Consider the following 7783-nt stretch of genomic DNA (forward strand, 5'->3'; position numbering starts at 1 on the left):
CACAGATCCTGTACGACGCCGGGGCCCGAAACACATGTGTCAACGGCGGCGGCGACCTCCAGCTCAGGGGCGAACCGGCCCCCGGCAGCGCATGGTCGCGCTGAGGGAGGCACCCCACCCACCACCCAGGGTGACCAGACCTCTACGTCAGCAGACCGGACCTCTACTCCGGCAGACCAGAGTTCTACCTCGGCGACGGGACGAGGTACAGCGCGCCGAGCGGGGGCAGGCGCAGGGTCGCGGAGTGCGCGCGGCCCTTCCACGGCACGGCCTCCGCCTCCACCTCGCCGAGGTTGCCGACCCCGGAACCGCCGTACACCTCGGCATCGGTGTTGAGCACCTCACGCCACGCCCCGCCGGACGGCAGCGCGACGCGGTAGCCCTCGTGCGGCGTGCCGGCGAAGTTCACGACGACGGCGACCTCGCCCCCGTCGCGGCCGCGGCGCACGTACGCGAGGACGTTGTGGTCGGCGTCGTCGGCGTCGAGCCACTCGAAGCCCGCGGGGTCGTGGTCGAGCTCCCAGAGCGCGGGGGTCGCGCGGTAGAGGGCGTTGAGGTCGCGCACGGCGCGCTGGACGCCCTGCCGGCCGGGGTCGGCGGCGAGGCCGTCCCAGTCGAGCGACCGGCCCTCGTTCCACTCGGAGTGCTGGCCGATCTCGCTGCCCATGAAGAGGAGCTGCTTGCCGGGGTGGGACCACTGGTAGGCGAGGAACGCGCGCACGCCGGCGCGCTTCTGCCAGTCGTCGCCGGGCATCTTGCCGTAGAGCGAGCCCTTGCCGTGCACGACCTCGTCGTGGCTGATGGGCAGCACGAACTGCTCGGAGTAGGCGTAGACCATCGAGAAGGTGATCTCGTGGTGGTGGTAGCGCCGGTTGATGGGCTCCTCGGCGACGTAGCGCAGGGAGTCGTTCATCCAGCCCATGTTCCACTTGAGCCCGAACCCGAGGCCCCCGGCCGACGTCGGCCGGGTCACGCCGGGCCATGCCGTCGACTCCTCGGCGATCATCATGACGCCGGGCGTGCGCCGGTAGGCGGTGGCGTTGGCCTCCTGGAGGAACGCGATGGCCTCGAGGTTCTCGCGCCCGCCGTGCACGTTGGGGTGCCACTGGCCGGGGCCGCGCGAGTAGTCGAGGTAGAGCATGGAGGCGACGGCGTCGACGCGCAGCGCGTCGACGTGGAACTCCTCGAGCCAGTACGTCGCGTTGGCGACGAGGAAGTTGCGGACCTCGTTGCGCCCGAAGTCGAAGACGTACGTGCCCCAGTCGGGCTGCTCCCCGCGCAGGGGGTCGGCGTGCTCGTAGCAGGGCGTGCCGTCGAACCGGGCGAGGGCCCACTCGTCGCGCGGGACGTGCGCGGGCACCCAGTCGACGACGACGCCGATGCCGGCCGCGTGCAGGCGGTCGACCAGGTAGCGGAAGTCGTCGGGGTGGCCGAACCGTGACGTCGGCGCGTAGTAGCCGGTGACCTGGTAGCCCCACGACCCGCCGAACGGGTGCTCGGCGACGGGCAGGAGCTCGACGTGCGTGAAGCCCTGCTCGACGACGTACGCGGTGAGCTGCTCGGCGAGGTCGCGGTACGACAGGCCCTGGCGCCACGACCCGAGGTGGACCTCGTAGATGCTGAGAGGCTGCGTGTGCGGGTCGTGGGCGGCGCGCGCGGCGAGCCACGCGTCGTCGGACCACGCGAACTGCGACTCGACGACGATGCTCGCCGTCGCGGGCGGCACCTCCGCCGCCTTGGCGAGCGGGTCCGCCTTCTGCCGCCACGAGCCGTCGGGGCCGAGGATCTCGTACTTGTAGCGCGCGCCCGCGCCCACGCCCGGGACGAACAGCTCCCAGATGCCGCTCGAACCGAGCGAGCGCATCGGGTGGGTCGCGCCCCAGCCGTTGAAGTCGCCGATGACGCGGACCGCGCGCGCGTTGGGTGCCCAGACGGCGAACGCGGTGCCGCTGGTGTCGCCGAGCGCGCTGGGGTACGTGCGCAGGTTGGCGCCGAGCGCGCGCCACAGCTCCTCGTGCCGGCCCTCGCGGAGGAGGTGCAGGTCCACCTCGCCGAGGGTGGGCAGGAAGCGGTAGGGGTCGTCGTCGGTCGTGGCCTCGTGGCCGTAGCGCGCCCGGACGCGGTAGTCGGGGGCGTGCCGGGTGCCGTCGGCGTCCTGGTGCACCGGGACGACGGCGGCCCACACGCCGTCCTGCTCGTGCGCGGCCGCGTGCTCGCCGTCGGTCGTGACGACGACGACCTCGTCGGCGAGCGGGCGCAGCACCCGGACGACGGCGCGCGCGTCCTCCGCGCCGGGCGCCAGGTGCGGGCCGAGCACGGCGTGCGGGTCGAACGTGCGTCCTGCCGCCGCGGCGGCGAGGGCGTCCGGCGGCACGACGACGGGTGGCGGGGTGGTGGAGTCGGCTGGCCCGGTCATGGGGCAACCTTTCCACGTCGGCTCGCCGCGCACCTGACAGGCTCGCCCGGCGATCGCGAGGGGGCGCTCACGACCGCCGGGCGAGCCGGACCGGGGAGCTCAGGACGGCAGGGTCCACCGCTGGTTCGCGTTGCCCGTGCAGTCCCAGACCTGCAGCCGCGTCCCGTCCGCCGACGACTGGCCCGTGACGTCGAGGCACTTGTTCGCCTGCGGGTTGCGCAGGGACTGCGTCGCGGCGGAGTACACCCACTGCTGCGCGCCCGAGCCGTTGCAGTCCCAGATCTGGACCACCGTGCCGTTGGCGGTGCCCTGGCCCGCGACGTCGAGGCACCTGCCCGCGTTCGGGTTGCGGATCGTGCCGTCGGCGCGGACCTCCCACGTCTGCGCGACTCCCGGCGCGCACGTGTAGAGCTGGACGGGGGTCCCGTTCGCGGTCCCGGACGCGGCGACGTCGACGCACCTGCCGGCGAGCCCGACGATCGCGCCGGTCGCGGGAGCCGGGCCAGGGTTCGGCGTCCCGCCGGAGCCGAGCTGCACCTCGCCCTGGTTGAGCACGCGCGGGTGGAAGTACGCCGCCTGGATCTCGGCGTTCGTGTTGCTCCCGCGCAGCTGCTCGGACCAGACCATGAAGTAGCTCCAGCGCGGCTGGGCAGTGAGGAGCGCGTCGTTCGGGACCTTCCCCATCTCGGCGATGGCGATGGGCTTGCTCCCGGCGATGGACTGGATCTGCTGGTAGTCCGACGTGCTGGGGTGGTTCTTGTACCAGACGTCGAGGCTCACGACGTCGACGTACGAGCTGCCGGGGTAGTAGCTCGCCCAGTTCGCGGTCGGGTTGTCCTGGACGTTCCAGACCCAGATGAGGTTGTCGAGGCCCTGGGAGTCGAAGTAGTCCTTCATCTGCTGGTAGATCTTCGCGCCGCCGTTGACCCCGGCGCGGCCGCCCCACCAGTTCCACGTCTCGTTCATCTCGTGGAACGGCCGCCACAGCACGGGCACGCCCGCGTCCCGGAGCTGGCGCAGGTACGGCACGACCTCGGCCATGCGCTGGCGCCACGTCTGGTTGAGCGCGGTGCCGCCGGTGACGACCTGCTCGAACTGGCTCGGGCTGATCTGCGTCTTGACGCCGCCCTCGAACTCGCACGTCGACGGCCCGGTGGGGGAGCACGCGTGCCACGTGAGGGCGACGAGCGAGCCGTTGGCCCACTCCGTCTTCGCCTGGTCGACGACGCGCTGCCGGTTCGCCTGGTCCTCGCCGCGGAACATCAGGTCGCCGCCCCACAGGCCTGGGTACTGGCCGGTGATGTCACGGACCTGCTGCGTGTACTGGCCGGGCGCCGACGCCGGCTCCTTGTTGTGCTGACCCGAGACGATCGAGGTCCCGGTGATGGACCGCAGGTAGTCGATCACCGCCTGCTTGTCGCGCGCCGGGAAGGCGTGCGCGGCGGGGGCCGTCGGGACGAGCGTGGCCACGAGCAGGGCCGCGACGCCCGCGGCGAGCGCCGTGAGGGCTCGTCGTCGGGTGCTCGGGCGGGCGGTCGTCGTCGAGTCGGGTCGTGGCCCGGACGCGCTGCCGGGTCTGCTGCCGTGGACTGGGGTGAGGTGTCGCATGCGTCCTCCGCGTCGTTGCGTGAGTAGTGCCTGACGGGCGGCAACGGTAGTACCGGGCGATGGTGCTGTCTACCGTTGTCATGAACCGCTTAATGTATTGGTATCACTAGGCTGCATCGTGGGAGCGATGCCAACGTGACAGCGTTGACATCCCGGGTCGCCACGATCTACGGTCGCCCTGCGTCGGGCGGCCGGCGCGCCACCGACGCGAAGGAGCGGACGATGACCCCACGACGACTGCGTGCGGCGAGGCCCCGCGCAGGCAACGCCGATACCCACCGAGGTCGACCGCCCGCCGGACGTCGGCCACCCGCCGGGCGCCGACCGCTCGGCCTGGTGACTGCCGTCGTGCTGGCGCTCGCCGGTACGGTCGTCCCGGTCGGCTCCGCAACAGGCAGTGCGGGCGGGAGCCCGACCAGCGCCGCCGCTGCCGCCCCGACCAAGGAGATCCCCGCCGTGAGCGCACCCCTCGGCGAGAGCCGCAACACCTCGTTCGTCGAGCGCGACGGCACGCGCCTCGTCCTCGACGGCGAGACGTTCCGCTTCAGCGGGACGAACATCTACTGGCTCGGGCTCGACGAGAACGTCCCGCCCGGCACGGTGGACTACCCGACGGCCTTCCGCATCCGCGACGCGCTCGACACGGCGTCGAACCTCGGCGTGACGGTCGTGCGCTCGCACATGCTCGCGTCCACGGGTTCGCCGCTCGCGATCCTCCCGTCGAGGGAGGCCGGGTACAACGCCGACGCGTTCGCCAGCATCGACTACGCGGTCGCCTACGCCGCGTCGAAGGGCATCCGCCTCATCCTGCCGCTCACCGACGAGTGGGCGTACTACCACGGCGGGCACCGCGACTTCGGCGCTCCGTACGGGCTGTGCGCGCCGACCACGCCGCTCACCCCGTGCGCGGAGTTCTACTCCGACCCGCGCGTCGTCGCGGACTTCACCGACTACGTGCACCACGTCATGGACCACGTGAACCCGTACACCGGCCTCGCGCTCAAGGACGACCCGACGGTCCTCGCGTGGGAGCTCGGCAACGAGCTCGAGGGCATGACGCCGGAGTGGATCGAGCACGTCGCCACCGAGATCTCCCAGCGCGCGCCGCGGCAGCTCGTCGCGGCAGGCAAGCGGTTCGGGATCGACGACGACACGCTCGCGTCCCCGCTCGTCGACATCGTCGACGTGCACTACTACCCGCCGACGGCGAGCGGCGTCCGTGCGGACGCGGCCCGCATCACCGACGCCGGGAAGGTGTACGTCGCGGGCGAGTACGCCTCGACCGCCGCGACGCCCGAGCTGCTCGAGCCGCTCGCGGCCGATCCGGACGTCACCGGCATGATGTTCTGGTCGCTCTTCGGGCACGACGACGCGTCCGGCCTCGTCCCGCACGACGACGGCTTCACGCTGCACGACCCGGGCACCGACGACCGGATGCGCGGCAACGTCGCGGCGATCCGCGACTTCTCGGCGGCGCTCGCGGGCGCCCCGGTCGCCGTCGAGGTGAAGCAGCCGCTCGTGACGTCGGTCGGCAGCACGTACGGCTTCCACGAGGTGTCGTGGCGCGGGGCGGCCGGCGCGGCGACGTACCGGGTCGAGCGCGCAGCGGTGTCCGACGGCGTCCCGAGCGGCGCGTTCGAGGTCGTCGCCGAGGGCCTGACGGACACGGGCGAGCCGTACCTCGACACGTCGGCGGGCGGCGACGCGGCCTACCGCGTCGTCCCGGTCGGCGCGGACGGCGCGGACGGCCCGGCCTCCGAGCCGGTCGTCGCGGCGGCAGGCGAGCAGGTCGTCGTCGACCCCCTCGAGACGCAGCGCCCGCTCGTCGACCACGCCGGGCTGCGCGGCACGCCCGACGGCGACGCCGCGCTGCTCGGCCCGGCCGGCGCCGGCCCCGCGCACGCGACGTGGGCACACGACGGTCTGACCGGCGCGGAGCTGCGCGTGCGGGCGGCGACCGCCGCCGACGTCGCGGCGCTCGTCGTGGAGACCAGCGCCGACGGCGAGACGTGGGTCGCCGCGAGCAGCGCCGTCGAGCCGGACGGGGACGGGCGCTTCCGCGTCGCCGTCTCCGCGCCACAGGGCGAGCGGCTCCGCGTCACGTGGCCGGCGGGAGCGACGGCGCGCCTCGAGCGCGTCACGCTGCGCGGCGCTGCCGACCTCCCCGTGGTCGACGACGCGCTCGACGACCTGGCGGGCGCGAGCGTCGAGGGGTCTGTCGGCATCGACACCGGCAACCCGGACCTGTTCGGCGGGGACGCCGGGCGGGCGAAGCGCGACGCACCCGGCGCGGCGTCGCTCGCGTGGGAGGCGGACGGCCTGACGCGGCTGGAGGCGACGGGGTGGTACTGGCCGGACGCCGATCCGGCGCACCTGACGTTCGAGGCGCGGGTCGACGGCGCGTGGCGCGGTCTCGACGTCGGGGTCGCCGGCGCGCCGGGGACCGTGGGCGGGGCGTGGGGCCGCTTCGTGTACACCGCGACCCTGCCCGCGGGGACCGACGCCGTGCGCGTTGTCTGGCCCGCGGGCGCGACACCGGAGTGGGCGCAGCAGCTCGGCGACGTGCGTCTGCTCGGCACGGGCGGGGAGCTCGCCGCTCCCGGCGCGTTCGGGGCCCTCGCGCCCGATGACGGCACGTCCGCCCTGCGCGGCACGCCGACCCTGCGGTGGGAGCCGGCGGCGCAGGCCGCGACGTACCGCGTGACGCTCGCGCGGACCGACGCGCCGGGCGCGCCGATCGTGTCCGCGGAGGTGCGCGGCACGAGCCTCGCGCCGGCCGTCGAGCTCGACCCCGCGACGTCGTACACGTGGCACGTCGAGGCGGTGAACGGCGCCGGGACGACGGGCATGACGGGCGGGCCGCGGACCTTCGCGACCGACGCGCTGCCGACCGAGCCGCTCGTCGTCGAGGACTACGAGGGCTTCGCCGACGACGCCGCGCTCACCGCCGCGCACCGGGCGAACACCGGCGGGGACCCGATCACGTCGACGCTCGCCCCCGGCGCCGACGGCGGTCAGGCGATGCGGCTCGCGACGACGCTCGCGTCGTCGGGGTACGCCGGCGTGACCCGCACGTTCGACGCGCCCCAGTCGTGGTGGGGGTACGCGGGCTTCGACCTGTGGCTCGACCGCTCCGGCCTCGGGGCCGGGCAGGACGTCACGGTGCAGGTGGTCGCGGGCGGCCAGTTCTGGGAGACCGTGCTGCCCGACGTCGGCCCTCAGCCCGCGGGGGTCCTGCACGTGCCGTTCTCGGACCTGTCCCTCCCGCCGTGGGCGGGCGGAGGCGGTCGCCCGGACCTGGAGTCCGTCACGGAGATCTCGTTCTACCTCGGGGGCAGTGGCCCGGCGGTGCTCGTCGTCGACGACGTGCGGACCGCCGTCGCGGGACCGGACGTGCCCGTGACGGTCGAGGCGTCCTCGCGGTGCCTCGCCGGAAAGGCGTACGTCGCCGTCCGGGCGACGAACGACGGCGACGCGCCCGTCGCCGTGACGCTCGGCACGCCGTACGGGAGCAAGGCCTTCGCGGCCGTCGCGCCGGGGGCCAACGCGTACCAGTCGTTCGCGGCGCGCGCGACGTCGGTGCCCGCCGGGTCGGCGGTCGTCACCGTGGGCTCGGGCGGCGACGCCGTCGAGCTCGCCGTCCCGTACGCGGCGGTCGCCTGCGGCTGAGCGGCCGAACCGGGCATCGGCCCGACGCGCGGGCGGCGGCCCGCCGCGGGGCGCCCCGGCCCCGGAGTGGGCCGAGCCCGGTGGGCGAGG

General features: G+C 74.1%; 3 protein-coding genes. 1 reads left to right on the top strand and 2 read right to left on the bottom strand.

What is annotated here, in order from left to right:
- Window positions 1–184 precede the first annotated feature (184 nt).
- Both glgB and ACFWH7_RS20115 read right to left on the bottom strand, forming a co-directional pair.
- A complete protein-coding gene (gene glgB, locus ACFWH7_RS20110; RefSeq protein ID WP_378219296.1) occupies window positions 185–2416 on the bottom strand; it encodes a 1,4-alpha-glucan branching protein GlgB in 2232 nt (743 codons plus the stop codon).
- A 99-nt stretch (window positions 2417–2515) separates the two neighbouring features.
- Window positions 2516–4024, bottom strand: a complete 1509-nt coding sequence (locus tag ACFWH7_RS20115; protein WP_378219298.1) for a glycosyl hydrolase — start codon at window positions 4022–4024, stop codon at window positions 2516–2518.
- A gap of 456 nt (window positions 4025–4480) precedes the next feature.
- Between ACFWH7_RS20115 and ACFWH7_RS20120 the strand changes: the two genes are divergently transcribed.
- The gene (locus tag ACFWH7_RS20120) at window positions 4481–7693 is read left to right on the top strand and encodes a cellulase family glycosylhydrolase (RefSeq protein WP_378219300.1); all 3213 of its coding nucleotides are present in this window, start codon (window positions 4481–4483) and stop codon (window positions 7691–7693) included.
- Window positions 7694–7783: the final 90 nt, after the last annotated feature.

Source organism: Cellulosimicrobium cellulans (assembly GCF_042723955.1).
Taxonomy (GTDB): domain Bacteria; phylum Actinomycetota; class Actinomycetes; order Actinomycetales; family Cellulomonadaceae; genus Cellulosimicrobium; species Cellulosimicrobium cellulans_H.